Origin of the sequence: Streptomyces sp. NPDC044984 (assembly GCF_040646935.1) — a bacterium.
GTDB lineage: Bacteria > Actinomycetota > Actinomycetes > Streptomycetales > Streptomycetaceae > Streptomyces.
The window spans coordinates 1-26,243 of sequence record NZ_JBEZBE010000022.1 but is presented as its reverse complement, the minus strand read 5'-3'; the positions used below and the strand labels follow the sequence as shown (position 1 = coordinate 26,243).

General features: G+C 71.6%; 29 protein-coding genes and 1 pseudogene. 24 read left to right on the top strand and 6 right to left on the bottom strand.

Translation table 11 applies throughout. The features are described from left to right. Positions 1-46 precede the first annotated feature (46 nt). The gene (locus tag AB0A94_RS23685; RefSeq protein WP_361747291.1) at positions 47-478 is read right to left on the bottom strand and encodes a helix-turn-helix domain-containing protein; all 432 of its coding nucleotides are present in this window, start codon (positions 476-478) and stop codon (positions 47-49) included. Between the two features lie 629 nt (positions 479-1,107). Between AB0A94_RS23685 and AB0A94_RS23680 the strand changes: the two genes are divergently transcribed. The 16 genes from AB0A94_RS23680 (at position 1,108) to AB0A94_RS23605 (ending at position 12,005) form a co-directional block, all read left to right on the top strand. Continuing rightward, complete coding sequence (locus tag AB0A94_RS23680; protein WP_352384176.1) at positions 1,108-1,359, top strand: phosphopantetheine-binding protein; 252 nt, start codon at positions 1,108-1,110, stop codon at positions 1,357-1,359. A gap of 55 nt (positions 1,360-1,414) precedes the next feature. Next, positions 1,415-2,656 carry a beta-ketoacyl-[acyl-carrier-protein] synthase family protein gene (locus tag AB0A94_RS23675; protein WP_361747288.1) on the top strand — a complete coding sequence of 414 codons (1,242 nt, stop codon included), beginning with the start codon at positions 1,415-1,417 and terminating at the stop codon, positions 2,654-2,656. Beyond that, on the top strand, positions 2,653-3,792 hold the full coding sequence (locus AB0A94_RS23670) for a beta-ketoacyl synthase N-terminal-like domain-containing protein (RefSeq protein WP_361747286.1): 1,140 nt from the start codon (positions 2,653-2,655) through the stop codon (positions 3,790-3,792). Before AB0A94_RS23675 ends, AB0A94_RS23670 begins: the two co-directional genes overlap by 4 nt. After that, entirely contained in the window at positions 3,789-4,730 is a 942-nt protein-coding gene (locus tag AB0A94_RS23665) for a beta-ketoacyl synthase N-terminal-like domain-containing protein (RefSeq protein ID WP_361747284.1), read from the top strand. Before AB0A94_RS23670 ends, AB0A94_RS23665 begins: the two co-directional genes overlap by 4 nt. After that, the gene (locus AB0A94_RS23660) at positions 4,730-5,641 is read left to right on the top strand and encodes an alpha/beta hydrolase (RefSeq protein ID WP_361747283.1); all 912 of its coding nucleotides are present in this window, start codon (positions 4,730-4,732) and stop codon (positions 5,639-5,641) included. Before AB0A94_RS23665 ends, AB0A94_RS23660 begins: the two co-directional genes overlap by 1 nt. Then, positions 5,638-6,657 carry a hypothetical protein gene (locus AB0A94_RS23655; protein WP_361747281.1) on the top strand — a complete coding sequence of 340 codons (1,020 nt, stop codon included), beginning with the start codon at positions 5,638-5,640 and terminating at the stop codon, positions 6,655-6,657. Before AB0A94_RS23660 ends, AB0A94_RS23655 begins: the two co-directional genes overlap by 4 nt. Positions 6,658-6,661: 4 nt before the next feature. Next, on the top strand, positions 6,662-7,015 hold the full coding sequence (locus AB0A94_RS23650) for a DsrE family protein (protein ID WP_361747278.1): 354 nt from the start codon (positions 6,662-6,664) through the stop codon (positions 7,013-7,015). Then, complete coding sequence (locus tag AB0A94_RS23645) at positions 7,015-7,422, top strand: hypothetical protein (protein ID WP_361747276.1); 408 nt, start codon at positions 7,015-7,017, stop codon at positions 7,420-7,422. The genes AB0A94_RS23650 and AB0A94_RS23645 overlap by 1 nt, the downstream gene beginning before the upstream one ends. Position 7,423: 1 nt before the next feature. Beyond that, positions 7,424-7,840, top strand: coding sequence for a hypothetical protein (locus AB0A94_RS23640; protein ID WP_361747275.1), 417 nt, complete (start codon positions 7,424-7,426; stop codon positions 7,838-7,840). A gap of 17 nt (positions 7,841-7,857) precedes the next feature. After that, on the top strand, positions 7,858-8,967 hold the full coding sequence (locus AB0A94_RS23635; RefSeq protein ID WP_361747273.1) for a beta-ketoacyl synthase N-terminal-like domain-containing protein: 1,110 nt from the start codon (positions 7,858-7,860) through the stop codon (positions 8,965-8,967). Between the two features lie 34 nt (positions 8,968-9,001). Further along, positions 9,002-9,280 carry an acyl carrier protein gene (locus AB0A94_RS23630; protein ID WP_361747271.1) on the top strand — a complete coding sequence of 93 codons (279 nt, stop codon included), beginning with the start codon at positions 9,002-9,004 and terminating at the stop codon, positions 9,278-9,280. An 86-nt stretch (positions 9,281-9,366) separates the two neighbouring features. After that, on the top strand, positions 9,367-9,687 hold the full coding sequence (locus tag AB0A94_RS23625; protein WP_361747269.1) for a hypothetical protein: 321 nt from the start codon (positions 9,367-9,369) through the stop codon (positions 9,685-9,687). After that, positions 9,684-10,178, top strand: coding sequence for a beta-hydroxyacyl-ACP dehydratase (locus AB0A94_RS23620; protein ID WP_361747267.1), 495 nt, complete (start codon positions 9,684-9,686; stop codon positions 10,176-10,178). Before AB0A94_RS23625 ends, AB0A94_RS23620 begins: the two co-directional genes overlap by 4 nt. 57 nt (positions 10,179-10,235) lie before the next feature. Next, on the top strand, positions 10,236-10,982 hold the full coding sequence (fabG, locus tag AB0A94_RS23615) for a 3-oxoacyl-[acyl-carrier-protein] reductase (protein WP_361747266.1): 747 nt from the start codon (positions 10,236-10,238) through the stop codon (positions 10,980-10,982). 27 nt (positions 10,983-11,009) lie between these two features. Beyond that, positions 11,010-11,729 (top strand): DsbA family protein, encoded by a 720-nt coding sequence (locus tag AB0A94_RS23610; RefSeq protein ID WP_361747264.1) that lies wholly within the window; start codon positions 11,010-11,012, stop codon positions 11,727-11,729. Positions 11,730-11,789: 60 nt separating this feature from the next. Continuing rightward, complete coding sequence (locus tag AB0A94_RS23605; RefSeq protein WP_352384147.1) at positions 11,790-12,005, top strand: MbtH family protein; 216 nt, start codon at positions 11,790-11,792, stop codon at positions 12,003-12,005. A 313-nt stretch (positions 12,006-12,318) separates the two neighbouring features. Here the strand turns inward: AB0A94_RS23605 and AB0A94_RS23600 are convergent, their stop codons facing one another. After that, on the bottom strand, positions 12,319-12,834 hold the full coding sequence (locus AB0A94_RS23600) for a MarR family transcriptional regulator (protein ID WP_361747262.1): 516 nt from the start codon (positions 12,832-12,834) through the stop codon (positions 12,319-12,321). A 74-nt stretch (positions 12,835-12,908) separates the two neighbouring features. Between AB0A94_RS23600 and AB0A94_RS23595 the strand changes: the two genes are divergently transcribed. After that, positions 12,909-15,020, top strand: a complete 2,112-nt coding sequence (locus AB0A94_RS23595) for an MMPL family transporter (protein ID WP_361747260.1) — start codon at positions 12,909-12,911, stop codon at positions 15,018-15,020. Position 15,021: 1 nt separating this feature from the next. On the opposite strand, the gene AB0A94_RS23590 is transcribed toward AB0A94_RS23595, so the two are convergent. Next, positions 15,022-16,515: an IucA/IucC family protein gene (locus tag AB0A94_RS23590; RefSeq protein WP_361747258.1), complete on the bottom strand. Its 1,494-nt coding sequence runs from the start codon at positions 16,513-16,515 to the stop codon at positions 15,022-15,024. A gap of 101 nt (positions 16,516-16,616) precedes the next feature. Between AB0A94_RS23590 and AB0A94_RS23585 the strand changes: the two genes are divergently transcribed. Genes AB0A94_RS23585 through AB0A94_RS23575 form a run of 3 tightly spaced genes read left to right on the top strand, consistent with a single transcriptional unit; the run spans position 16,617 to position 20,245 of the window. Further along, on the top strand, positions 16,617-18,125 hold the full coding sequence (locus AB0A94_RS23585; RefSeq protein ID WP_361747256.1) for an IucA/IucC family protein: 1,509 nt from the start codon (positions 16,617-16,619) through the stop codon (positions 18,123-18,125). A gap of 45 nt (positions 18,126-18,170) precedes the next feature. Continuing rightward, complete coding sequence (locus tag AB0A94_RS23580; RefSeq protein WP_361747254.1) at positions 18,171-19,445, top strand: VWA domain-containing protein; 1,275 nt, start codon at positions 18,171-18,173, stop codon at positions 19,443-19,445. Continuing rightward, the gene (locus AB0A94_RS23575; RefSeq protein WP_361747252.1) at positions 19,445-20,245 is read left to right on the top strand and encodes a hypothetical protein; all 801 of its coding nucleotides are present in this window, start codon (positions 19,445-19,447) and stop codon (positions 20,243-20,245) included. The genes AB0A94_RS23580 and AB0A94_RS23575 overlap by 1 nt, the downstream gene beginning before the upstream one ends. 46 nt (positions 20,246-20,291) lie before the next feature. On the opposite strand, the gene AB0A94_RS23570 is transcribed toward AB0A94_RS23575, so the two are convergent. Next, positions 20,292-20,918 carry a helix-turn-helix domain-containing protein gene (locus AB0A94_RS23570; protein ID WP_361747251.1) on the bottom strand — a complete coding sequence of 209 codons (627 nt, stop codon included), beginning with the start codon at positions 20,916-20,918 and terminating at the stop codon, positions 20,292-20,294. A gap of 83 nt (positions 20,919-21,001) precedes the next feature. Between AB0A94_RS23570 and AB0A94_RS23565 the strand changes: the two genes are divergently transcribed. Both AB0A94_RS23565 and AB0A94_RS23560 read left to right on the top strand, forming a co-directional pair. Beyond that, positions 21,002-22,210, top strand: a complete 1,209-nt coding sequence (locus AB0A94_RS23565) for a pyridoxal phosphate-dependent aminotransferase (RefSeq protein WP_361747249.1) — start codon at positions 21,002-21,004, stop codon at positions 22,208-22,210. Positions 22,211-22,254: 44 nt separating this feature from the next. Then, a pseudogene (locus AB0A94_RS23560) lies at positions 22,255-22,572 on the top strand (hypothetical protein); the annotation flags it as partial. A 5-nt stretch (positions 22,573-22,577) separates the two neighbouring features. Here the strand turns inward: AB0A94_RS23560 and AB0A94_RS23555 are convergent. Next, entirely contained in the window at positions 22,578-23,444 is an 867-nt protein-coding gene (locus AB0A94_RS23555; protein WP_361747247.1) for a helix-turn-helix transcriptional regulator, read from the bottom strand. A 280-nt stretch (positions 23,445-23,724) separates the two neighbouring features. On the opposite strand from AB0A94_RS23555, the gene AB0A94_RS23550 reads away from it, so the two are divergent. After that, positions 23,725-24,618, top strand: coding sequence for an MBL fold metallo-hydrolase (locus AB0A94_RS23550; RefSeq protein ID WP_361747414.1), 894 nt, complete (start codon positions 23,725-23,727; stop codon positions 24,616-24,618). 173 nt (positions 24,619-24,791) lie between these two features. Here AB0A94_RS23550 and AB0A94_RS23545 read toward each other — a convergent pair whose 3' ends face one another. Continuing rightward, the gene (locus AB0A94_RS23545; RefSeq protein WP_361747245.1) at positions 24,792-25,697 is read right to left on the bottom strand and encodes an oxidoreductase; all 906 of its coding nucleotides are present in this window, start codon (positions 25,695-25,697) and stop codon (positions 24,792-24,794) included. A gap of 129 nt (positions 25,698-25,826) precedes the next feature. Here AB0A94_RS23545 and AB0A94_RS23540 point away from each other — a divergent pair. Continuing rightward, positions 25,827-26,243: helix-turn-helix domain-containing protein (locus AB0A94_RS23540; protein ID WP_361747243.1), on the top strand; the 417-nt coding region annotated here is incomplete at its 3' end.

Genomic DNA, 26,243 nt, shown 5'->3' with positions numbered 1-26,243 from the left:
GCCCGGTGCCGACCGCGAGAGCACAGCGGTCACGTTGTTCCCGGCATCACCGACGCGGCCGACAGCGAGATCGTTCCCGGGCCCGCCTCGTCGATGTCCTGCGCCCGGCCCCTCCGCCGCACAGCTGCCAGTACGGCGGCACTGGACCTGGCACCGCGCAGCGCCCGGACCCGCCGGCCGGGTCCCGTGTCCGCACCAGAACCGACGCGGCTCGCGCGTTCAACCGTCCCTGCCACGTCGTGACATCCGGGTCGCCCAGTCGTGACCCCAGCACGCAACGGCCGTGCGTATCGCGGTCCAGCAGCCGAGGGCGCTCCAGGGCACGCGTGAGTCGGTGCACCGCGGGGCGCTCGAGACCGGTGGACGCGACCGGTTCGGCCAGCGAGGCCGGGCCTGCGCCGACCGCATCGAGCAACAATGACGCTTTGTCGAGTACACCTATTCCACTCAGTCCGCGTTCCGCAGTCGAGGTATTCACGACAGCGGGATCCGCTTCATCGCCCGAGCCCAGTTCTCCCGGCCCGTTTCCCCCGCCCTCTGCCGTTGCGCTCCGCACGTGGGGAATACGAGACCGATGCACTTCGGGCTCACGTGGTCACCTTTCAGACAGCCGGACACGGGAGGCACGGCCGGGAATCGACCCCATGCCGTGAATACTCCGCAAAAATGGGTGAACTGAGTCAGGTCTAACCGGCTGCACAGAATATCGGCAACTTCACTTACAGCAAGATGCCAGCCGCTTCCCCGGTGTGCCGTCCGGGCTCAGGACCTGCCGGCCCGCCCGTGTCATCCGGCGACCGGCAGAGGTCCGCCGGACGACCCGGCACACGGGCGCGCGCCACCAGCCGGTGCGCGACGTGGCAGCTTCCTGTACGTGCGGTTGCGCGTCCACGGTGCCCACGGATGAATGGGTGCCGGACCGCAGCTCGGCGGAGTCACCGCCTTGGGACCGTCCGCCTTCGCCGCGGCGTCCCTGCCCGGCCGTGTCCGCCCCCAAAGCGGGGGATGGCAGCTTTATGTAATCACCGTTGCCCGGCTCCGCGCGGTGCCGTAGAAAAGCTCCAGCCAATGATCCGGTGCGCCTTACTGAAAGGGTGTGACTCCCCCATGAGTTCAGTTCACGACGAGCGAGTGCAGAAGATCAAAGAGATCGTCTGCGACATTCTCGAGATCGATGAGAACGAGGTCACCGAGACCAGCCTCTTCAAGGAGGAGCACGACGCCGACTCGCTCCGCTCCATTGAGATCCTCGCCGGCCTCGAGAAGGAATTCAGCGTCACGATCGATCAGTCGGAGCTGCCCCGGATGATTCACCTCAAGGGTGTGTACGAGGTAGTCGCAGAGTCCGCCGGCTGGTAAAGCGGCGCTTGTGTTCGAGCGTGGCACGGCCGGAACAGCGGACGGAGAGGTCGGGATGGCAGGATCGGGGTACGAGAGCCCGCGGAGAGTGGTGGTCACCGGACTCGGCGTGGTCTCCAGCATCGGTACGGGGGCTGAGGAGTTCCTTCAGGGTCTGCGCAGCGGCAGCAGCGGTGCCAAGCCGATCACCGTGTTCGACGTCGAGGGATTTGAGCACGCGAACGGTTGCGAGGTCACCCACTTCGATCCCGAGCGGTGGATACGCCGGCTCGCGGTGGAGCAGGTGGGCAGGGCGACGCAGTACTCGGTCGCCGCGGCCCGGATGGCGATCGACGATGCCCGCCTGGGCGCGGACGAGCTGCGTTCGAGGCACGGCGTCATCTCCATCGGAACCACCGACGGCGAGTCCCGTGACCTCGACCACTTGGTGGAGACGGAGATCACCCTGGGGCCCGAGCACATGGCGGCCGAAGTCGCCCGTCGTGTTCCAGCCGGTCGCCTTTCCGCTGCCGTCGCCCAGGAGCTGCAGCTCACGGACGTGGAGGCGGTGACCATTCCCACCGCCTGCGCCGCCGGTAACTACGCCATCGGCTACGGCTACGACGCGGTCCGCTCCGGCGACGCCGAGTTCGCGCTGTGCGGCGGCGCGGACGCCATGTGCCGCAAGACCTTCTCCGGCTTCTACCGGCTGGGCACCATCGCCCCCGACCGCTGCCAGCCCTTCGATGTGGACCGCAAGGGGATCCTCACCGGCGAGGGTGCCGGCGTGCTCCTGCTGGAGAGCCTGGACTCCGCCCTTGAGCGCGGCGCCCGGATCTACGCCGAGGTGCTCGGTTACGGCCTGAACTGCGACGCCTACCACCAGGTCGCGCCCAACCAGGACAGTGTGGGACGGGCCATGCGCCTCGCCCTGGAGAACGCCGGTGTGAAGCCGGAGCAGGTGGATCTCATCTCCGCGCACGGCACCGGTACCAAGGCCAACGACGTCACCGAGGCGCGCGCCATTCGCGAGGTGTTCGGCCAACGGCCGCCCAGGACGATCTCGATGAAGTCGATGATCGGTCACACCATGGGGGCGGCCAGCGCTCTGTCGGCCATCGGCTGCGCACTGGCGATCACCAACGGGTTCATACCGCCGACCATCAACCACGTCACGACGGACCCGGAGTGTGACGTGGACTGCGTGCCCAACGTGGCCGTCGAGGCGGACCTCGAGATCGTGCAGAACAACGGGCTGGCGTTCGGCGGAAACAACGCCGTAGTACTGCTCGGCCGGTATCACGGAGCGTCGGCATGAGCTGGCCGGTAACCGGAATGGGCGCCGTGGCGTGCGTCGGCGGCACCGTCGACGAACTCTTCGCCAACCTGTGCTCGGGCATCTCCGGCGTGAGCGAGCTGCGCGGCTTCGACCTCAGCCGGCACATCGCTCGCCACGCCTACGAGGTGGACAACCGGCCGGAGCCGGGTGCCGACGTCGCCCGGCGGGCGACCACGCTGCTGCTCGACGCGGTCGGCCAGGCAGCCCGTGACTCCGGGCTCGACACCGACGACCTCAGCGGCGTTCCCGTTCTGGTCGGCACCGGCCTGAGGGAACTGCGTTCCGTGGAGCTCTGGCAGCGCGACGGCATCGGACTGACGCCGGACGAACTGCACTTCGGCAGCGCCCTGCGCGAGGCGTTCAACGCCGACGACACGCACACGCTCTCCAACGCCTGCTCGGCCGGACTGTACGCACTGGCCCTCGCCTCCGACCTCTTGGCACTGGGGACCACGGACACCGTCATCGTGGCCGGCGTGGACGTGCTGACCGAAACCATGTACGGCCTGCTGGAGCGGGTCCAGCCGGACCCGCCCAAGAGGGTGCAGCCGTTCGACCGCCACCGGGCGGGCGTGCTCATGGGCGAAGGAGCTGCCGCCGTCGTCCTGCGCCGGCACGCGGACACCGGGCGTCCGGCGCACGGGCTGGTGAGGGACGTCGCGATCAACTGCGACGCCTTCCACACCACCGCCCCGGACCCGGGCGGCATCGCCGAGGCCATGCGGGAGGCGCATGCGCGGGGCGGAGTGAAGCCCGAGGACATCGACCTGGTGATGGTGCACGGCACGGGCACGCTGCTCAACGACGAGGCCGAGGCCCTCGCTCTCAACGACGTGTTCGGCCAGGACATCGACAAACCGTTGATGACAGCGATCAAGTCCATGACCGGTCACACGTCGGGCGCGTCCGGACTGCTCAGTCTGGTCGTCACCCTGCGGGCGCTGGCCGAGGGCCGGGTACCGCCGACGGTCGGACTGCACGACCCCGTGGACGCGGCGGCCGACTTCCGTTTCGTCACCGGTGACGCCGCGCACGAGCCGATGACGGTGGCGCAGCTGAACGCATTCGGCTTCGGCGGCATCAATGCCGTCGCCATCGTGGAGAGGGCCGGATGAGCGCGGTGGTGAGCGGGGTGGGCGTCGTGCTGCCCCGGGCGGCCTCGGCCGCCGAACTGATGGCCCCGGGCCCGGTGGACTCCCCGCCCGTGGAACCGGGGGACCTCATCGGCAAGAAGGGTCTTCGCTACAAGGACCGGGCCACTCAGCTCGCATACTGCGCGGCCGACGCGGCCCTGCGGGACGCCGGGCTGACGAACGAGGACGGACTGCGCGTGCCGGCTCGGTCCGTCGCCGTGGTCGCCAGCTCCAATTACGGGAATCTCGACACGATCGTCCGGGCGATGGACACCATCACCCGGGAGACGGTGGCAGCGGGCAGCCCCATGGACCTGCCCAACGCCTCCAGCAACGTCGTCGCCTCCTCCGTGGCCATCCGTTTCGGTCTGCGCGGCCCCAACCTGATGCTGTGCAACGGCGCCACCTCCGGCCTGGACGCCGTCCGCTGGGCGCTGACCCTGCTCGAAGGCAACCGGGCGTCGCAGGTGCTGGTGCTCGGGGTCGAGCCGGACAACCAGGCGGTGCGCGACTTCCTGGGCGGCGCGCGCACCATCGACGGAGCGGCGGCACTGGTCATCGAGGACGACTCGTCGGCCGCCGAGCGGGGCGTCTCCCTCCTGGCGACGCTGGGCGGCTGTGTCCGCAGGAGCGGACTGGAGGTCTGTCTCGAAGAACTCGACGGCTCCAGCGACGACCGGCCGGCCCTGTGGCAGGTCCCGGACGCGGCGGCACTCAAGGACGGACTGCTCGACGGTGTGCCGCGGTACGACGTCACCGCGCTGTTCGGCGTGGCGTCCGGGGCACTGGGCGTACTTCAGTGCGCCGCCGCCGTCGGCTGGTTCGCGCAGGGCGGCGCCGGCCCGGTCTACGTCACGGCGGGCGCCGACTCCGACGACGCCAGTGCCGGACTCTCGCTGCGCGAACCGGTGACGGTCTGATGTCTGTCACCGGCACCTCGCTCGTCCCCGGCGAAGGGTCCTCGGCAACCTCCGCGCGCACCGGCGCCCACGCTCCCGTCACGGTACGGCGACGGATCGCGGGGGATCCGTCGCAGGGCCGGGTGCTCATGCTGCACGGCCTGGCCAACAGCGCCAGTCTGTGGGACGCCTGCATCGAGCACGGACTGGGGTCGAGCGGTGCGGAAGTCTGGACGGCCGAGCTGCCCTGGCGCGGCGCCAGCGTCTCCGAGCTCAGTGCGCGGGGTGACGTCGTGCCGTACACGGCCGACGCGCTGCGCGCAGTACCGGGCGGTGCCGGTGTGGTGGTGGCCCACTCCATGGGCGCCAATGTGCTGCTGGAGTTCTTGAACCGCTCGCTGGAGAAGGGCGTCGACCCGTTCGCGGAGTTCGGCGTCCGCGGTCTGGTCCTGGTATCGCCCTTCTACCGTCGTTCGGCGGAGGAGTTCAGCTGGCAGAGCGTGGCCTTCTCGGTGGACAACTTCACCCGGATCATGACCGAGGGGATCAGGGTGCACTCCGCGGGACGGCTCTCGGAGGACGCCCAGCGCAGTCTGGGCGAACGGGTCCGGGACCGGGTCGGCGCCTACGGGTGGATGCGGTTCTTCGAGACGTATCTGCGGACTCCCCGCCTGCAGACCGGACTGTTCACCGTCCCCTGCCTCGTCGTCGCGGGCGAGCACGACTTCGCCGCCCCTCCGGAGGAGGGCCGGACGCTGGCGGACGACCTCCCCAAAGGGGACTTCCGTCTCCTGGAGGACTGCGGGCACTTTCTGATGATCGAGCAGGCGCGGCGTTTCGCCGCCCTGGTCGGTCGGTTCATCAGTTCGACCTCGGCCTCACGTCCGCCCGGCGGACTCCGCCCCAGATCACCACAGGAGCATGACCGATGACCACAGTGACCGAAAGCGCTGTCAAAGCGCTCCTCACCAGCGAGACGACCGCATCACTGCGCACGCGCTACGAGGGCTCCAACATCTGCACCTGGATCGGTTTCAAGCACATCAACTACCTGGTCGAGGAAGCCATCCTGTACCACTTCGACCAGTCCGGTCTCGCGGCCCGGACGCTCCACGCCGAGCACGGCCTCGGTGTCGATCTCGTCGACCTCGACACCCGAATCCTGACCGCGCTGTTCATGGACGAGGTCGTCGTCGCGAAGGTCGTCCCGAGCGCCGCCGACGGCGACGACTCCATCTCCTTCACGGTGACCCTGCACGCCGACCGGGACGGCAAGGACACCAAGGCGATCACCGCGAAGGCCAAGGCCGTGCTGCGCTCGGACAACTATGCCGAAGAGGCCGGCGAGCCACCGACCCCGATCGCGCGGTTCGTCACCCACCGTCTGGGCACGCCGGCCCCCCGACTGCCGGAGGCACCCGATCTGTCCGGCATCGTTCCCGCGGCGGACAACACCTCCCTGGCGGCCGGTCGGGGCACCACCGGTCCCGATCCGGTGCTCGACCTGCTGACCGCCGGCAAGAACGCGTTCGGCTGGAAGTGGCGCATTCCCTACCCCTACTGCCACTTCTCCGAGCGGCTGCAGATGTCCAGCTACCTCCGGCAGATGGAGGAGGTCGTGGACCTGTTCCTCGCCGACCGCGGCATCTCGGTGAAGACACTGCTGGACGAGCGCCGCTGGATCCCGGCCTGCCCGCACTCCCGCATCCAGATCCTCGACGAGGCGCTGATGGAGGAGGAGCTCTACACCATTTACACGGTCGAGAACATCTTCAAGGACTTCACGTACACCTCCCGCATGGACTGTTACGTGGTGCGGGACGGGAAGCTCGTGCAGACCGCGACCGGCAAGGTCACACACGGATACGCCCTGATCGAGAACCGGCGCGACTGGAATCTCGTCACGTTCGACGAGCGCGTCTCCAAGGCGCTCCGCGGCGAGGTCTGACCTCATGGGAACAGCGTCCGTGCAGGAGACCGGGCACGTGCGGTTCCTGCTGATCGAGAGCCAGGCCTCCGCCGCGCCGGCCGACACGGGCTTGTGCCACGACGCGGTGGCCCAGGCGCGTCTGGGCCACTCCGTGGTGCTGTTCCTCATCCAGGACGGTGTGACCCTGGCCCTTCCCGGCCGGGCGCCCGAACTGGACACCCTGCTGGAGGCGGGCGGTCGCGTGTGGGTCGACGGTTTCTCGCTCGCCCAGCGCGGACTCCACCATGCCGGACTGCTGCCGTCGGCGCTCACCACGGACATGGACGCGGTGGCGGCAGCAGTCCTCGACCCTGCGGTAAGGGTGGTGTGGCACTGATGAGGCGTCAGGTACCGTGGACCGACGTGCTGGTGATCCTCATGGGAGCGCCGCACGAATCGGACCAGACAACCAGTGTGCTGCGGCTGGTCCAGGCGATGCTGGAACGCGGCGGTCGCGTCCAGGTGTGGGCGTGCGGCAATTCCACGCAGCTCACCCAGCAGTCGCTCGGTGAGGTCAAACCACGCAACTTCGGTAACTGGTCCGCCTCCTACCCCTCCACCGCCGTGCTCGTGCAGGAGATGCTGGCCGCCTTCCCCGACCAGCTCTACTGGTACGGCTGCCAGTTCTGCAGCGAGGACCGCGGCACGCAGGCCCATGTGCCCCAGGTCGTAATGCGCGGCCCTTCGGCGTTCGCGTCGAACAGTGCGGCGGCCGGCAAGACGCTGACGGTCGGGGTGATCTGAGATGGCGGACCGGCGGGATCCGGCGCCCAGGCAGGCCCAGGTGCTGGCCATCGTGGAGCGAGCCTACCGGGGCGCGGTGGAGAAGCAGTTCGTCGACTCCCTGTACCTGGCGGCCGAACTGAACCGGCAGTTGGGGGGAATGGACATCCTGCTGCGCGGCCAGGCCGTGACGTACGCGGCGCGCGATGTGCGGATGCCGTCGCTGCGGCTCGGCAAGCGGGTGATCGACACCCTCACCGACCCCCGCGCAGACGTGCGCAACCTGCTGGACCTCGGGATGCGGGTGTACGCCGACGAGTCGGACCTGATCACGTACGGCCTGGCGGGCGAAGGCGGCTGCCTCGACGGCGTACAGCCGGTCCCAGCGGACGAAGCAGCCGCCCGGTGGTCCAGCTATCGGATGGTGTGTTTCCTGTGAGAAGTGACGGAGCAGACATGAGCGAGCCCGCAACCGTGGTGAACCGACCGGTCATCACCGCCTGGTCGGCGTTGTCGCCCTTCGGCATGGGCCGGGCGGCCTTCGCCGAAGGGCTCAGGGAGCGTCGGCGGACGACTGCCCCTCTCGACCCCGACCAGTGGCGGGCCGCCGGGCGGAGCGCCTCCCTGGTACCCGGTTTCGACGTGCGTGCGGCGCTCGGGAAGAAGGGCACCCGGTCCATGGACCGGGTCACCGGCCTCGCGGTCACCACCGTGAGTCGGCTGCTGGACGACTCCCCGCGCAACCGGCGGGTGGCCACCGGCGAGAACGCCGCGCTCGTCCTGGGGACGACCATCGGCAGTGTGCAGAGCCAGATGGACTTCACCCGTGACTCGTTCACCGGGGAGAAGCCGTTCTTCGTCGATCCGGCGCGCTTCCCCAACGCGGTGATGAACTGCGCCGCCGGCCAGAGCGCCATCTGGCACCAGCTCAGAGGCCCCAACACGACGATCGCGGGTGGTCACGCCGCCGGGCTCTACGCGCTCAACTACTCGCGTCGGCTGCTCAACTTCGGCCGCGCGCAGACCGTCCTGTGCGGCGGGGTGGAGGAGTTCTCACACGCCCGGTCCTGGCTGGACATGCACACGCACAACCCGGAGACCGACGGGGAGGCCGTGCCGCCCGGTGAGGGCTGCGGGCTGTTCCTCATCGAGCGGAACAGTCCACTGGACCCCGAGCAGCCGGTGCTGGCCGAGATCCTCGCGGTCGAGATGGGGATCGCCCTGGACGGCGAGGTCCGTCCGGCGCTGGTCTCCTGCCTGAAGCGGGCGCTGCGGCGCGCACAGGTGCGCCCTGAGGAGATCTGGGCACTGTCGACCAGCGAGGCACCCGGACCCTCGGGTGAACAGGAGCGGGCCGCGGTCGACGAGGTCGGCACGGGAGCGGCTCCGGTCCGTCTCACCCAGCACTCTCTCATCGGGGACACCGGAGCAGCCGCGGCGGCGTTCCAGGTGGCCGCCGTGCTGGCGCACGCCGAGGACCACCCCGAAGCCGCGGGCCAGGTCGCACTGGTGACCTCCGTCGACCGCGACGGTGCGGTCGGCTGCGCCCTGCTCCGCCTCAGCTGACCACAGATGCCCGACGCTACGGACGGACACAGTCATGACGAGCCCCCAGACCGGCAACACACACGCCCCCGTGGCGTTGGACAGGGAAGAGCTGCGCCACACGGTCGCAGAGGTACTCGACCTTGGTGTCGACGAGGTGTCGGACGACGCCAGTTTCACCGAGGACCTCGAAGTCGACTCGCTGATGGCACTGGAGGTCGTGGTCGTGTTGGAGAAGAAGTATCGGCTGCGGCTGGAGGAGCACGAACTGCGCCGGATCACCTCCCTGGGCAACGCCTACGACGTACTGCTCGGAAAGCTCGGGGCGGCATGACGGCCGCACGTCCGTGCAGCCCCGTGAGCTCACGGATCAAGGTGGTCCGCCCGCCGTCCGCCGACGCCGGGGGGAGGACGGAGGCGATGACGACCCTCTCCGTCGACACGGACGAGCCGGTCTTCCCGGGGCACTATCCCGGCTTCACGATCTTCCCCGGCGTCTGTGTGATCGAGTGTGTGCACCTCAGCGGCCTGGCGGCCCCGCCGCCAGGTGTCCGGCGGCTGGAGCTGGCGGCGGTGGAGACGACGCGGTTCCTGAGCCCGGTCTTCCCCGGTGACCAGGTGGAGACCGACCTGGTGTGGACCGGCGGTCCCGACGCCTGGACGTGTGCGGCCACGGTCTCCACCGTGCGCGGCACCGCCGCCAAGGTGCGGCTGCGATTCACCGCGGAGGAGGCGGCATGATCGGCCAGTTCGAGATCCGCAAGGTGCTTCCGCACCGCTTCCCGATGCTGCTAGTCGACCGGGTGCTCGACATCGTACCGGGTGAGCGGGTCACCGCTGTCAAGGCGGTCACCTGCAACGAGCCCTGGTATCGGGATCTCGGCCCGGAAGCCGGTCCGCGGGACTACGCCTACCCGCGGGTGCTGCTGACGGAGTCCTGGTGCCAGGCGGCCGGTCTGCTGGCCACCTGGGAAGCGCCGGACCCGGACGTGCTCGAGGGCAAGGTCATGCTGTTCGGCGGCGTCTCCGACGTCGCGTACCTGCACGAGGTGCTGCCCGGAGACGTGCTGGAGCACCGGGCGTCCCTCTCACGGGTGCTGGGCGACACCGTGATCGTGGAGGGCGAATCCACGGTGAACGGCCGTGCCGTCATGACGGTCGGGCGCGCGGTGATGGCCTTCCGCCCGGCCGGGGAGCTGCGTCCGGACGAACCGAGTTCCGCCCCTTCCTGACGGCCGGCACCCACAACCACCGGCCTGTGCCGACCCATTACAACGCTTGGAGAACCCATGGCAGAGATCGAACCCCGAGTGGCACTGGTCACCGGCGGCTCACGGGGGATCGGCCGCGCCACCGTGCTGCGTCTGGCGCGGGACGGTTTCGATGTCGCCTTCTGCTACCAGTCGAACGAGACAGCCGCCCTGGAACTCGAGAAGGAGGTAGCGGAGACCGGCGTGCGGGTGATGCACCGCAAGGTCGACGTCCGCGACATCGACCTGGTGCGCGGGCTGGTCGCGGAGACCGAGGGCACGCTCGGCCCGATCGACGCCGTGGTGACCGCCGCCGGGATCACCCGGGACAACCCGTTGTTGCTCATGCAGGACGACGACTGGCACCAGGTCCTGGACGTCAATCTCGACGGCGTCTACAACGTCTGCCGTTCGGTCGTCTTCAGCATGATGAAGCGCAAACGCGGTGTCCTCGTGAATCTCTCCTCGGTGGCCGGGGTCTACGGAAACGCCACCCAGTCCAACTACTCGGCCTCCAAGGCCGGCATCATCGGCTTCTCCCGCGCCCTGGCCAAGGAGGTCGGGCCCTACGGCATCCGGGCCAACGTGGTCGCGCCCGGCTTCATCGACACCGACATGACGTCGGTGCTCACCAGCCAGGTGAAGGAGAAGGCACTGGAGTCCGTTCCCCTCGGGCGGCTGGGGCGGGCCGACGAGGTCGCTGACCTCGTCTCCTATCTCGTTTCGGACCGTGCGGCCTACGTCACCGGCGCCGTCCTGCAGATCGACGGCGGCATCTCTCTCTGAGCACCAGCACCGATTCCGGAGGTTCCCTTGGCCGTCAAACCACCGCGGTGGTACTTCTCTCTGCGCAGCCCTTACTCCTGGTTAGCCTTCCGCGAGCTGACCCAGAACGCTCCGGATGTGGCGGAGTCGATCGAATGGCGTCCGTACTGGGAGCCGGGCGAGGTGGGCTCGCGGCTGCTGGCCGAGGCCGGGATCCAGCTGCCGTATGTGCCCATGTCGAAGGAGAAGCACCTCTACATCCTGCAGGACGTCAAGCGGCTGGCCACCGAGCGCGGCCTCTCGATCACCTGGCCGATCGATGTCGATCTCGACTGGGACGTCGCCCATCTGGCCTACTTCGTGGCACAGGACGCCGGCCGCGGCGTGGATTTCATCGATGCCCTGCACCGGGCCCGCTGGGAACGGGGCCTGGACGTCTCCCTGCGGACGACCATGACCGCGATCGGCAAGGAACTGGGGCTGGATCCGGAAGCCCTGGCCAGCGCGGCCGACGACCCGGAGATCCGCCGGCGGGGCGTGGAAGCCCTGCGGGCGGTCGAGCGCGACGGCGTCTTCGGCGTTCCGTTCTTCATCCACCGGCACGACAAGTTCTGGGGGCTGGACCGGCTGCCCGGATTCATCGCACGCGTCCGGAACGCGGCTGGAGCGCCCGGCGGCGCGGCACGGTCGGAGTCGGGCTCGGGGACCGTGCGGGCCGACCTGCTCGTTCCCGCCGGTGACGCGGGCCACGCCGGCGGCTGCGGCTGACCCTTCGCCACCCTTTCGCACTAGTTCCGGTACCAGATCAGCAATGGAGGGAACCACACCATGAGTAACCCGTTCGAGGACGAGAACGCCCAGTACTACGTGCTCGTCAACGACGAGCTGCAGCACTCGCTGTGGCCGGCCTTCGCCGAGGTCCCGGCGGGCTGGACCGTCGTCCACGGCCAGGACACCCGTCAGGCGTGCCTCGACTACATCAACTCCCACTGGACCGACATGCGGCCCAAGAGCCTGATCGACGCCATGGAGGGATCCTCCTGAACCGTTGAGTCGCTGTCGGCCGTCGGCCGCGCGTCCGTTGCTGCCCGGTGTCGTGTACGCGACGCCGGGCAGCTTCGTGTACGCGTGCAACCGGTCGGATCGGGGGCGTCGGAGCCGGCGGGTGCGGCCGGGCCGGTCAGGACGCCGACCGGTTCCGGGTGAGGTCCGCGGGGGTCTGTGAACCCGACGACGTACGTGCCGAGGCCGTCGGCCTCGAAGACCCGGGCGCGGAGCCGCCCCGACGCGGCGGCACGACGCGACGGGCGGCGGTGACCTCGGTCAGCACGCCCCGGACCCCACCCGCGGTCTTCCCTCAGTTCTCCTGCTGCCGCAGGAGCACGAGTTCACGGTTCATCTCCCTGAGGAACCGCACGATCACCGTCAGTTCGTCGGGGGTGAAGCGGCCGCGCGCCGTGTCGGTGCTGTGCGCCAGTGGCCGGAAGTACTCCCTGGCCAGGTCCCTGGCCCGCTCCGCGTACTCCAGGTGCACCACGCGGCGGTCGCCGGCCGCCCGGACGCGCCGGATGTGACCCGCCCGCTCCAGCCGGTCGAGGCACGCGGTCACCGCTCCGGACGTGAGGTTGAGCTGCTTGCGCAGGCGGCCGGGCGTCATGGGCTCACCCGGCGCGTCGGAGTCGGCATCCGCGTCCGCGTCCAGGATCGCGATCAGGGCCTGCATGTCGGTGGGGTGCAGGCCCTGCGCGTGCGCGAACTCCTGGGCGATGCGGTTGAACTCGCTGTTCATCCGGCGCAGCTGGACGGCGAAGGACTGCAACCCCGTCGGGTCGTCCGCCGGAAGAAGTGGCGAGGGGGTACCGGAGCCGCTCATACAAGCCAGTATAAGATCACTCGATGATTGAGATACTCAATCATCGACTTATTCCTTCGGCTCTGGGAATCCGCATGAAGAACGCACCGCACCGGGCCCGGTGGCTCGTCCCCCTCGCCCTGTTGATCGTCTGGCTGGGGGTGGGCGGGACACTCGGGCCGTACGCGGGCAAGCTGGGCGAGGTGGCCACCAACGACCAGGCGGCCTTCCTCCCGCAGAGTGCCGAGTCCACTCGGGTACTCGATGCCCAGAAGGCGTTCGACCAGTCCGAGACCATGCCGGCCGTCGTGGTCTGGACGGCGGACGGCGGCCGGGTCACCGAGGCCCAGCGGGCCGCCGCCTCGGACGCGGTCGGCGCCCTCGCCGGCAGCGCCGGTGTCGTCGGCCGGCCCTCACCGGCGCTGGTCTCCGAGGACCGGAAGGCCGTGCAGGCCGTCGTACAGCTCGAGCCCGACCTGGGCGACGAGCTGCCCGGGGTGCTGGACGAGGTGCGCCGGGCGGCGGACGGCGTGTCCGGGACCACGGCGCGGATCGCCGGTCCGGCGGCGAGCCAGGCGGACCTGTCGGACGCGTTCGCGGGCATCGACGGACTGCTGCTGGGCGTGGCGCTCGGCGCCGTGCTGCTGATCCTGCTGCTGGTCTACCGGAGCGTCCTGCTGCCGTTCGTGATCATCCTCGGCTCCGTCTTCGCCCTGGGGCTCGCCTGTGCCGTCGTCTACGCGCTGGCGGACCGGGACGTGGTGCGGGTCGACGGCCAGGTGCAGGGCATCCTCTCGATCCTCGTGATCGGCGCGGCCACCGACTACGCCCTGCTGCTCGCGGCCCGGTTCCGCGAGGAGCTCGCCGAGCGCGGTGACCGGTACGCGGCCGCGGTGGCGGCCGTGCGCAGGTCCTTCGGCGCCATCACGGCGAGCGCCGCCACCGTGGCGCTCGGTCTGCTGGCCCTGCTCGCCAGTGACCTCACGAACAACCGCGCCCTCGGACCGGTCGGCGCCATCGGCATCGTGTGCGCGGTGCTCTCCACGCTCACCTTCCTGCCGGCCGTGCTGGCCCTGCTGGGCCGGACCGCGTACTGGCCCGCCCGGCCGAAGGCGTCGGACGCGTCCGTGGAGGGGCACGGCGTGTGGCGCCGGGTCGCCACGGCCGTGGACCGCCGGCCGCGCCGGGTGTGGCTGCTGACCGCGCTGGTCCTCGCCGTCTTCGCGGCCTTCGCCCCCTCCCTGTCCGCCAAGGGGGTGCCGCTCGACGAGATCTTCGTGAACGACGCGCCCTCGGTCTCCGCCCAGGAAACGCTCGGCGAGCACTTCCCCGGCGGGTCCGGGAACCCGGCCGTCATCATCGCCGACGCCGGCCGCGGCGCCGAGGTGACGGCCGCGGCGAAGAAGACGGAGGGCGTGGCCTCGGCCGGCGCCGTCTCCGCCTCGGGACGGCCGGGGGCCGGTGAGCCGCTGGTCGTCGACGGGCGCGTCCGCATCGACGCCACCCTCGAGGACGCGGCGGACAGCGACGCCGCGAAGGAGACCGTCGAGCGGCTGCGCGAGAACGTGCACGCGGTCTCCGGGGCCGACGCGCTGGTCGGCGGCTACACGGCCCAGCAGTACGACACCCAACGGACCGCCGCCCACGACCGCACCCTGATCGTCCCGGTCGTGCTGGCCGTCATCCTGCTGATCCTCGTCCTGCTGCTGCGCTCCCTGCTCGTGCCCGTGCTGCTGGTCGCGACCGTGGCGCTCAACTTCCTGGCGACCCTCGGCGTCTCGACGCTCGTCTTCGAGCACCTCCTCGGGTTCAGCGGCACGGACGCCTCCGTCCCCCTGTACGGGTTCGTGTTCCTGGTGGCCCTCGGCGTCGACTACAACATCTTCCTGATGTCCCGGGTGCGGGAGGAGGCGCTCGTGCACGGCACCCGGCGGGGCGTGCTGCGCGGGCTGACCACGACCGGCGGAGTGATCACCTCGGCCGGTGTGGTGCTCGCCGCGACGTTCGCCGCGCTGATGGTCATCCCGCTGGCCTTCCTGGTGCAGATCGCCTTCATCGTGGCGTTCGGCGTGCTGCTCGACACGCTCGTGGTCCGCTCGCTCCTGGTCCCCGCGCTGGTGATCGACATCGGGCCCCGGACGTGGTGGCCCGGGGCCCTGGCCCGCGACGGCGCGGGACGCGCGCCGAAGGAGGCGGAGCGGAGCTGACTCACCCGCCGGCCAGTGGACTGGGCAGCGGGCGGTAGCGGGCGTCCGCGCCGTCCGCCCCGGTCCAGCGCAGGAGGAGGTTGGTCTTGGCCGGGAGGGTGGGGGCGGTGAGGAGGGCCGGGATCTCGGGGAGGTCGTGCCGGGCCAGTTCGCGGCGGAGGGCGGGCCAGGGGTCGAGGCCGGGGTGGTGGTCGGCGAGGGCGGCGGCGATCTCCATGAGGTGGTTGACGACCAGGCAGTAGACCAGGCGTTCCCAGCCCGCCTCCCGGGAGACCGCGGACAGCAGTTTCACGCCCTCCGCGTCCCGGTACAGGACCCGTACCGGCATGCCGTCGGGGTCCACGGCGACGAGCGTGTTCTGCAGGTGGGCCTCCAGGACGACGCCGTGTCCGTGGAAGGCCGCCAGGGCCGGGGGGACCACCCGCGACAGGTAGGCCTCCCACCAGGCCGCCGGCCGCGCGGTGGCGGCCAGCGGGTTGCCGTCGAAGCCCTCCACCAGGGCGGCGGCCAGGTACGGGGTCGCGCCGGGCGGGACGTGGCCGCGCAGGCCGTCGCGCACGACCACGGCCAGCTGCTCGTACGCGAAGTCCGCGGTGCGGTACCCGCGGTCGCTCTGCCAGACCGCGTCCAGCCCGGCGAAGGCGTCGCGCACGGCCGTGTCGGCCGCCCGGAGCTTCAGCAGGTCGTGGCGCCACAGCCGGCGGATGTCGTTGGTGATGCGCACGTCCAGGCTGAACTTCAGGAACAGGTCGCGCCCGGGCGCGTACACGGTGCGGATCGCCGCCGTGGGCCACACCGGGAAGGAGGTCGTGCCCAGCCGGATCAGGCGGCCGTCGGCGAAGGCGGGGGCGAGGTCCCGGGCCGCGAGGTCCAGCTGCCAGGGGTGCGCGGGCAGCAGGCGGTAGCCGGGCGGTGCGGTGCCCAGGCCGTCGAGGGCCGCGGTGTCGCCCTCCTCCACCACCGTGTCCTCGCGCAGCCCCAGCAGCGTCAGCGGGAAGCGGGCGTGCGCCTCGGGCGCGTACGGCAGCCAGGCCGCCGCGGGGCCGCCGCCCCGCGCCTTGGGGGCGGGGTGGTGGGTGTGGCCGGTGACGAGGGCCTGCTCGGAGCGCAGGTACGGGTCGTCGGGCGGCGTGGCCCGGGCGCGGGCGGTGAGCAGCGCGGCCACCGCCTCCCGGCTGTCGAGCATCTCGGCGGGCAGTTCGTGGTTGGGCAGCCCGGTGTGCCGGCGCAGCTCCTCGGCGACGAGTTTCACCAGCTCCGGGTGGCCGAGGCGGTGCCAGGCGCCCGCCGCGTGGACCTCGGGTTCGCGGGGGCGCCGGGTGCCGCGCACCCGCAGCAGGCGGTCCGTGCCGGGCAGGCGGTACACCGGGTGCTCCTCCGGCCCCGGTACGGGCCGCGCCACTTCGCGCAGCAGGCAGTTCAGCAGCGGCACCGCCGCGTACGCGTCGGCGCGGCGGGCCGCGTCGTCGTCCGCGGGCGGGGTGATGAGGTCCACGCGTTCCCTGGTTCCTTACGGTCTGTCCGGACGGAGACGATCAGTATGTCTGTCATCGTCCACCCCGCGTTCCGTCCCGCGCGTCACCGAGGAGCCCGCCCGTGCACCGTCCCCCCACCGCCGAGACCGAGGTCGCCGACGAGCTGGCCGTCGTACGGCCCGGCCTCGTGCCCCGGTACGCCGGCGAACTGCCCGGCGCCCGCGCGGCTGTGCTGACCCGGCTGTGGCGCGGCCTCGCGCACGAGCCGCTGCCGTGGATCACCCGCCGGGAAGCGGGCCGCGAGGGGCTCACCCTGCGGCTGGCGGACGGCCGGCGGCTGCGCGGCCCGCACGCGGACCCGTACGCGACCGGCGCGTACGTCACCGCCGTACGGCTGGACGAGGTGGCGTACGGCGATCCGGCGCGGCTGATGACGGAGCTGGCCGTACCGCACTCGGCGGTGTTCGCCGCCGAACTCGGGCAGAGCGTGGCGTCGTTGGCGCTGTCCCGGGCGGGCCGGGAGGATCATCCGCAGGAGTGGCCCGCGCGGGACTGGGAGTGGGAGCAGCGGGTGGTGGACGGGCATCCGTTCCACCCCAACTGCCGTTCCCGGCCCGGTTTCTCGGTGGCCGAGCAGCTCGCCTACGGGCCCGAGCACGGGCCGGTCGTGGAGCTGGGTCTGGTGCCCGTGCCGGAGGCCGGGTGCGTGGTGTCGGGGAGCTGGCCGCGGTGGCTGCGGGAGCCGGGACGGCTGGTGGTCCCGGTGCACCCGTGGCAGGCCGCGCACGTGCTGAAGCGGACGGGCGGGGAGCGGCTCCCGGCGCATCCGCTGATGGCGCTGCGCACCCTCGCGCTGCCGGAGGGTCCGCACGTCAAGACGGCGCTGAGCGCCCGGCTGACGTCCTCGGTGCGGGACATCTCGCTCGGTTCGGTGGCCGCGTCGGCGGTGCTGTCGGACTTCGGGGAGGCGGTGGCGGCGCACACGGACGGGCTGCTGCGCATCACCCGCACGCTGGGCGCGGTGGCGGCCGGGTCGCCCGATCTGGCGGCGGTGCTGCGCGAGTCCCCCGAGGAGTACGCGGCGCCCGGGGAGCGCGTCGTCCCGGTGGCGGCGCTGGCGACCACCGGACTGCCCGGTTCCCCCGCCTGGTCGGGCCGGTTCGCGCGGCTCGCGCTCACGGTCGGGCTGCGGCTGCTGGAACTGGGGGTCGCCCTGGAGGCGCACGGCCAGAACCTGCTGGTGGTGCTGTCACCGGACGGGGATCCGGTGCGGCTGGTCTACCGCGACCTGGCCGATCTGCGGATCGGCCCCGCGCGCCTGGCCCGGCACGGCATCCCGCTCCCCGGGCGGTTGCCCGCGCGCATGGTCACGGACGACGAACGCACCCTGCGGCGCAAGCTGTTCGGCTCGCTGGTGGGCGGCGCGCTGGCGGGCACGGCGGGGTCGGGGCCGGCCCTGCGGGCGGCCCTGGAGAGTGCCGTACCGCATCTGCCGCGCACCCCGGACCTGGCCGCGCTGCTCGACGGGCCGCTGCCGGCGAAGGCGCTGACGCTGATGCGGCTGTCGCCGCGGACGGCGGGGGACCAATGGGCGGAACTGCCCAATCCGCTGCGGTACGGGTCCAGGTGACGCCCCGTTTTGGAGCACGACACCTCTGATCAATAGGATCCGCCGATGATCAGAAGAAAACGGCCGGTGGCAGGCGCCTGTGCCCTGCTCGCCGCACTGACGGCCGGGCTCGCCTTCCCGGCCGGGGCGGCCGCCGGTGAACCCACGGGCCAGGACGCCCCCAAGGTCAACCTGGTCCTCGATGTGAGCGGCTCGATGCGGGCCAAGGACATCGACGGGCAGTCCCGGATGGCGGCGGCGAAGCAGGCGTTCAACGAGGTGCTGGACGCGACGCCGGAGGAGGTCGAGCTCGGCATCCGCACCCTGGGCGCGAACTACCCCGGTGACGACCGCAAGGAGGGCTGCAAGGACACCGCGCGGCTCTACCCGGTCGGCCCGCTGGACCGCACGGAGGCCAAGACGGCGGTGGCCACCCTCGTCCCGACGGGCTGGACCCCGATCGGCCCCGCCCTGCTGAAGGCGGCCGACGACCTCGAGGGCGGCAACGGCTCCAAGCGGATCGTGCTGATCAGCGACGGCGAGGACACCTGCGCCCCGCTCGACCCGTGCGAGGTGGCCCGGGAGATCGCGGCCAAGGGCATCGGCCTGACCATCGACACCCTGGGCCTGGTGCCGAACGTCAAGATGAGCCGGCAGCTCAGCTGCATCGCCGAGGCGACCGGCGGGACGTACACCTCGGTCGAGCACCAGGACGAGCTCACCGACCGGGTGAACGAGCTGGTGGACCGCGCGGCCGAGCCGGTGGTGACGCCGGTGGCCACCGAGGGCGCCGGTTCGTGCGCCGAGGCGCCGGTGCTGGAGTCCGGCCTCTACACCGACCGTGAGGAGTTCGGGCAGCAGCGCTGGTACCGCGTGGAGCTGCTGGCGGGGCAGGAGCTGCGCGCCTCGGTGAGCGTGGCGGCGGACCGGGCCGTGCGCCCGGACCACGGCGTGCTGCTGCGGGCCGTCACCGTGCACGACCGGGAGATCGTGCGCGGCGAGGCGACCGGCAACGGCCGTACGGACGTGCTGTCCACCGGGCTGCGCTACCCGAAGCCCGAGCGGGACGACGACGACAGCGGCAAGCCCGCGGCCGAGGTCGTGTGCCTGGCGGTGACCCACTCCTTCTCGGCGGACTCCGGGGTGAAGACCACGCCCGGTCTTCCGCTGGAGCTGACGGTCGACGTCGTGGACGGCCCGGACGGGGCGGACGACGTGGCCTCCTTCGGTCTGGGCCGGGGCTGGTGGCTGCTCGGCGCGCTGATCCTCACCGGCTTCCTCGCCGGTCTCGTCTGGGGCTGGCTGTCACGCTGGCGGGTCGCCGTCTGGAGGACCAACTGATGCGCGCCGTACGTGTACTGGGTGCCGCCCTGCTGACGCTCGGGCTGGCCGCCGCCCCCGCCGCGGCCGACTCCTCCCCCTCCCCGAGCGCGTCCGGCGACGACGGGGCGCCCACCCGCGCGGGCACCTCGTTCCGCACGGCGGCGGAGGTCGCGCAGGGGCAGACGGCCACCGCGCGCGCCTCCACGGGCGACTACCTGTACTGGTCGTTCCCGGCGGACGCCGGGCAGCGCCCCACCGTCCGCGCGACGGTGGAGCTGCCGGAGAGCCACGCGGCCGAGACCTGGCAGATCGACGTGTACGACGGTCTGCGCCGCCGGCAGGCCTGCCAGTACGGCGCGCAGACCCGCACCGCCGGGGCGGACACGCCCTCGGTGGAGCTGGAGTGCGTGCTGCGCACGGTCCGCGCCTGGTCGGAGCCGTGGGCGAACGACCCGCTGCCGGGCACGTACTACGTCCGGCTCACGGCGCTGCGGGTGGCGACGGCCGACCTGGGCCAGGCGGTGGACGCCGAACTGCGCGTCGTGTCCAAGGACATGGGCGGCGCGGCGGCGGTGGACGGCGCGCTGGCCGAGCCGCTGGTGCCGGGCGTCGCGGCGCGCGACGGGTCGGACGAGGAGAACGACGACCCGGCGGTGCTGGCCGATCTGGAGCCCGAGGACGGCTGGACCTCCGGCTGGTGGTCCGACCGCTGGGTGTGGACCGCGGCGGGCGGCGTCCTGGCCGCCCTGGCGGGTGTCGCCGGCTACCGGCTGACGCGGGGGTCCGGGCGTCCGCCCGGGGTGCCACCGACCGCGTGACGTCCTCCCGGAAGGCCCGCCCCGTGCGGGCCTTCCGCCTTTCGTGTCACGTCTCCCGCAGGGCCTTGGCGAGCGGGCTCTCGCCGGAGACCCCGACCCGCCCGGCACGGACCGCGTCGGCCAGGGTCAGTTCGCCGCGGCTGATCGCCGTGCAGGTGGCGGTGTCCAGGGAGAGCAGGGCGTCGGGCTCCCCGGGGGCGGGGCCGTCGCCGTACACGGGACCGTCCTCGGCGCCGACGTGCAGGTGGAACCTGCCTTCCTCCAGGCGGACTTCGACGAGGCCCGCGCCCTCCAGGGCGCGCAGCAGGGGCAGCGCGAACCAGTGGGCCCGTACCGCGTCCGTGGGCCGCCGCTCGCCCAGTTCGGCCTCCCCCCAGGCGCCGAGGGACTGGAGCACGGGCAGCAACGCGCTCCCCCGCCCGGTGAGTTCGTACACGTACGCCGCGCCGGGCGGGGGCAGTCGCCGCCGGGTGGTGAGGCCGTCGCGCTCCATGTCCTTGAGCCGGGAGGCCAGTACGTCCGTGCTGACGCCGGGCAGGTCCGCGTGCAGGTCGGTGTAGCGGCGCGGTCCTGCGAGGAGTTCCCGGACGATCAGCAGGGTCCAGCGGTCGCCGACGACGTCGAGCGCGCGGGCTGCGGAACAGTACTGGTCGTAGCTTCGGCGTGGTGACATGCGACGCAGTCTAGACATGTTGTTGGACTTTCCAAGCTCCTACTTGGTAAAACCAAGCAACACCACGTGAGGGGAAGCGGCGCATGGAGTTCCGGCAGTCGAGCAAGCTCAGTGAGGTCTGTTACGAGATCCGCGGTCCGGTGATCGAGCACGCCAACGCGCTGGAGGAGGCGGGGCACAGCGTGCTGCGCCTGAACACCGGCAACCCGGCCCTGTTCGGTTTCGAGGCGCCGGAGGAGATCCTCCAGGACATGATCCGGATGCTGCCGCGGGCGCACGGCTACACCGACTCCCGCGGCGTCCTCTCCGCCCGCCGCGCGGTCGCCCAGCGCTACCAGACCCTGGGCCTGGAGGTCGACGTGGACGACGTCTTCCTCGGCAACGGCGTCTCCGAGCTGGTGTCGATGGCCGTACAGGCCCTGCTGGAGGACGGCGACGAGATCCTCATCCCGGCGCCGGACTTCCCCCTCTGGACCGCGGTGACGACCCTCGCGGGCGGCAAGGCGGTCCACTACCTGTGCGACGAACAGGCCGAGTGGTACCCGGACCTGGACGACATGGCGGCGAAGATCACGGACCGCACCAAGGCCGTGGTCATCATCAACCCCAACAACCCGACCGGGGCGGTGTACCCGAAGGAGATCGTCGAGGGCATCCTCGACCTGGCCCGCCGCCACGGCCTGATGGTGCTCGCCGACGAGATCTACGACCAGATCCTCTACGACGACGCCGTGCACCACTCGGCCGCCGCGCTCGCCCCCGACCTGGTCGTCCTCACCTTCTGCGGCCTGTCCAAGACCTACCGCGTGGCCGGCTTCCGCTCCGGCTGGCTGGTGGTCACCGGCCCGAAGCAGCACGCGAGGAACTACCTCGAGGGCCTGACCATGCTGGCCTCCATGCGGCTGTGCGCCAACGCGCCCGCCCAGTACGCCATCCAGGCCGCGCTCGGCGGCCGGCAGTCCATCCGCGAGCTCACCGCGCCGGGCGGACGGCTGCGCGAACAGCGGGACGTGGCCTGGGAGAAGCTGAACGAGATCCCCGGCGTGAGCTGCGTGAAGCCGAAGGGCGCGCTGTACGCGTTCCCGCGCATCGATCCGTCCGTGCACAAGATCCACGACGACGAGAAGTTCGTCCTGGACCTGCTCCTGCGGGAGAAGATCCAGGTCGTCCAGGGCACCGGCTTCAACTGGCCCTCCCCCGACCACTTCCGCGTCCTCACCCTCCCCCACGCGGACGTCCTGGAGACGGCGATCGGACGGATCGGGCGGTTCCTGAGCGGATACCGGCAGTAGGGCGTCCGGGAACCACCGGAGGAACGACCGCGTCGGATCGAGGCATGAAGGAAGAACGACAGGGCTGTGCGGGCATCCTCCTGGCGGCTCTGGGCGCCGTGGTCGCGGTGCTCGCCTGGGCGCCGAAGGCGCGGGTCAGCATTCACGGCGGCTTCGAGGGCATGCACCGGGACCTGAGCGTCCTCTACGTCGATCTCCCCCTCATCGCCGCCGGCGGCGCGCTCGTCCCGCTCGCCGCCTGGCTGCTCGTCCTGCGCACACTGCGCCGCCCGTGGCTCGCGGCCCTGATCGCGGCGGGTGCCCTCGGGCTCGGCGTCTGGGGGCTGCTCAGCTGGTGGACGCCCTATCAGCGGCCCGAGTTCACGGGTCAGGCGCCCCTGCCGATGCCACGAGCCTGTTGCAGCACCGTCAGCGCCGTGGAGGAGGTGGACGCGGGCTCCGCGGTGAAGGTGACGAGGGACTGGTGCGGTTCCTGCGGGACGTGGAACGTCTGCTGCGTGACGGTCAGGTCCCCGACGACCGGATGGGCCAGGTCGTAGACGTCGCGGCCGCAGGGATCGACGGTGTGTTCGGCCCACAGCGAGGCGAACTCGGAGCTGTGGATCGCCAGTTCGCCGACCAGCGTGGCGAGGCACGCGTCGTCGGGATTGCGGGCCGTCAGGATGCGCAGGTTGCCGACCACCGCGCGGGCCTTGGCGGGCCAGTCGCGGTAGAGGGCGCGGGTGTGCGCGTCCAGGAAGACCAGCCGGGACAGGTTGGGCCGGGTCTCCGGGTCGTCGGGCGAGGCGGGGTCCAGGTGACCGGCGAGCAGGGCGTGCCCGGCCGTGTTCCAGGCCAGCACGTCGTTGCGGCGGCCCACGACGAGCGCGGGCACGTCGCCCATGGCGGCCAGCAGCGTCCGCAGATCGGCGGAGGCGTGCTCCTCGGGAGGCGTCACCGGTCCGCTCCGGTGACTCGCCGTCGTCGACAGGACGTGCAGGTGTTCCCGCTCGGCCGGGGTCAGCCGCAGGGCGGTCGCGATCGCGTCGAGGACCTCGGCCGAGGCGTTGAGCGACTGGCCCTGTTCGAGCCGGGTGTAGTAGCCGGCGCTGACCCCCGCGAGCATCGCGAGTTCCTCCCGGCGCAGCCCGGGCACCCGGCGGCGGTCCCCGTACCGGGGCAGGCCGACGTCGTCCGGGCCCAGTCGTGCCCGCCGCGCCATCAGGAACTCACCGAGCGGTGATCTGCGGTCCATGGCGGCAAGTATGCGCGGCGGCCGTGTCCGTCGCCTGCACCTGTCAGGGGTAGGCAGGAGCGGGTCTGGTCACCCGGTCCCGGGGCCCTCAGAGTCGATCGCACGGATCACGGCGCAAGCCCTCCGCATCCGTCCCACCCGCCGTCCACGACGCCGCCGGACGCATCGCGAACCGGCCCCGCGCGTCACGCCCGAACGAGGGAGACACATGCCCGCCACCCCACCCGCGCCGCCCTCGCCCACGGAGGCGGCCGCCTCCACGGCACCCCAGGTCACCACGATGAGACTGGGGGACGTCGAGATCACCCGCGTCATCGAGTTCTCGGACACCTCACCGATGACGACCGACGTGTTCTTCCCCGGCAGCAAGCCGGAGGAATGGCAGCGCCACGCCGCACTGCTGGACCCGGATCACTGGGACGCCCGCACCGACCTGACGCGCGTCGCCACCCAGTCCTGGGCGCTGCGCAGCGAAGGCAGGGTCATCCTGATCGACACCGGCGCGGGCAACGGCAAGTACCGTCCGCTGCAGCCGATCTGGTCGTACCTGAACACGAACTACCTGGAGAACCTCGCCGCGGCCGGCATCGAGCCGGAGGACGTCGACCTCGTCGTCAACACCCATCTGCACGACGACCACGTCGGCTGGAACACCCGGCTCCACGGACGCGACTGGGTCCCCACCTTCCCCAACGCGACCTACCTCATGCCGCGGCCCGACGTCGAGTACTGGCATCCGGAGAACCTGCACAACACCGTGTTCGGCCGGGGGAACCAGAACGTCTACGAGGACAGCGTCGACCCGGTGATCGACGCCGGGCTCGTCAGGACCTGGGACGACTCCTACGTCATCGACGGCAACCTCCGGCTCGAACCGGCCCCCGGGCACACTCCGGGCTCATCGGTCGTCCACCTCGAGTCCGGAGGCGACCGCGCGGTCTTCGCCGGCGACCTGATGCACGGCGCCATCCAGGTCCACGAGCCCCACCTCAACAGCTGCTTCGAGGAGGACGAGGACGCCGCCCGCGCCAGCCGAGCACGGATGTACGCCTACGCGGCCGACCACAACGCCCTCGTGCTGCCCGCCCATCTGCCCGGCCACGGGGCCTTCGAGATCAGGCGCAGGGGCGCCGGCTTCGAGATCTCCGGCTGGGCGCCCTTCTCCCGCACCTGACCCCCGGCTCGAAGGGATCCCGTGTCCGGTCCGGCTCCCGGAATCCGGGGGACTGTTCGGCCGGTGCACGCCCTACGGGCGGTCGGATCCGTACGCGGTGGAATCGTCCACGGGACACCGGCCGGATGCGGGAGCGGGTCACTGGCTCGCGGTCCTTTCCGGCCGGCGACGGCTCACAGGTAGCGGACGCCCGTCAGTTCCTCGGCCGCCGCCCAGAGCCGCCTGCCCACGGCCGGATCGGCCGCCTCCCGGCTGAGCCGGGCCTCGGTGACCCGGCCACGTGTCTCCCCCAGCCCGGACGGCCCGAAGAACTGACCGCCCCGCACACCGGGATCGGTCGCGGCGCGCAGTTGCGGCAGCGCGCCCTGCTCCACCGGCTGCGTGACCAGCAGGCCGGCCCGCGCGATCACCCGTCCGAGCCGGCCACGGTGCTCCCAGGCGCGCGGAGTCAGGTTGGTGCGGGTGAGACCGGGGTGGGCCAGTGTGCTGATGACCGGTGATCCCGCGGCGCGCAGGCGCCGGTCCAGTTCGACGCCGAAGACCGTGGTGGCGAGCTTGGACCGGCCGTAGGCGGGAGCGGCCCGGTAGTCACGCTCCGACATCAGGTCGTCGAAGTCGAGGTGCGCGCTCTTGTGGGTGATCGAGCTGAGACCGACCACCCGGGGTTCCCTCGCCGCCTCCAGCCGGTCGAGCAGCAGGCCGGTCAGCGCGAAGTGCCCCAGCATGTTGGTGCCGATGTGCAGCTCGAAGCCGTCGGCGGTGGTGCGGCGCGGGCCGAGCAGCACCAGGCCGGCGTTGTTGACCAGCAGGTCGACCGCCGGATGGTCGGCGGCCAGCTTCGCGGCGAACGCGCGGACGGAGTCGAGCGAGGCCAGGTCCAGCTCGCGCACCTCCGTGTCACCGCCGATCCGGCGGGCGGCCTCCGCACCGGCGGCGGTGTCGCGGACCGCGAGCACGACGTGGGCGCCCCGGCGGGCCAGCTCGGTGGCCGTGATCAGGCCGAGGCCCGAGTTCGCGCCGGTCACGACGGCGATCCTGCCGGTCTGGTCGGGGATGCGGTCGGCGGTCCATCCGGCCATCTGCTGCTCCTGGGGTGTCGGTGGGTGGACCTACGACGCTAGGAGCGGTACGGGCCGATTCGGTCGTTCTCATTTCCCTAGGTCTGCGGGACCTACCTTGGGTGCTCACCGGGAAGGCACACTTGCGGCATGACCCATCCGTACGCCCGTGAGCTCGGTGACTTCCTGCGCGCCCGGCGCGACCGGCTGCGCCCGCGGGACGTCGGTCTGGAGCCGGGCGGCCGGCGCAAGGTCACCGGGCTGCGGCGCGAGGAGCTGGCCCTGCTGGCCGGGCTGAGCACCGACTACTACCAGCGGATGGAGCAGGGCCGGGAGGTACGCCCGTCCGACGACGTCCTGGACGCGCTGGCCGGCGCGCTCGGCCTCGACGAAGCGGAACGCAGGCACCTGTTCGGCCTGGCCCGTGCCGCCCGCCGGCCGGTGCCCGCCCGGCCGGACCGCGGTCCGGAGAGGGTCCCGGACAGCACCCGGCGGCTGCTGCGGGTCATGGACACCCCGGCGGTCGTGCTCGGCCGCCACCTGGACCTGCTCGCCTGGAACCCGATG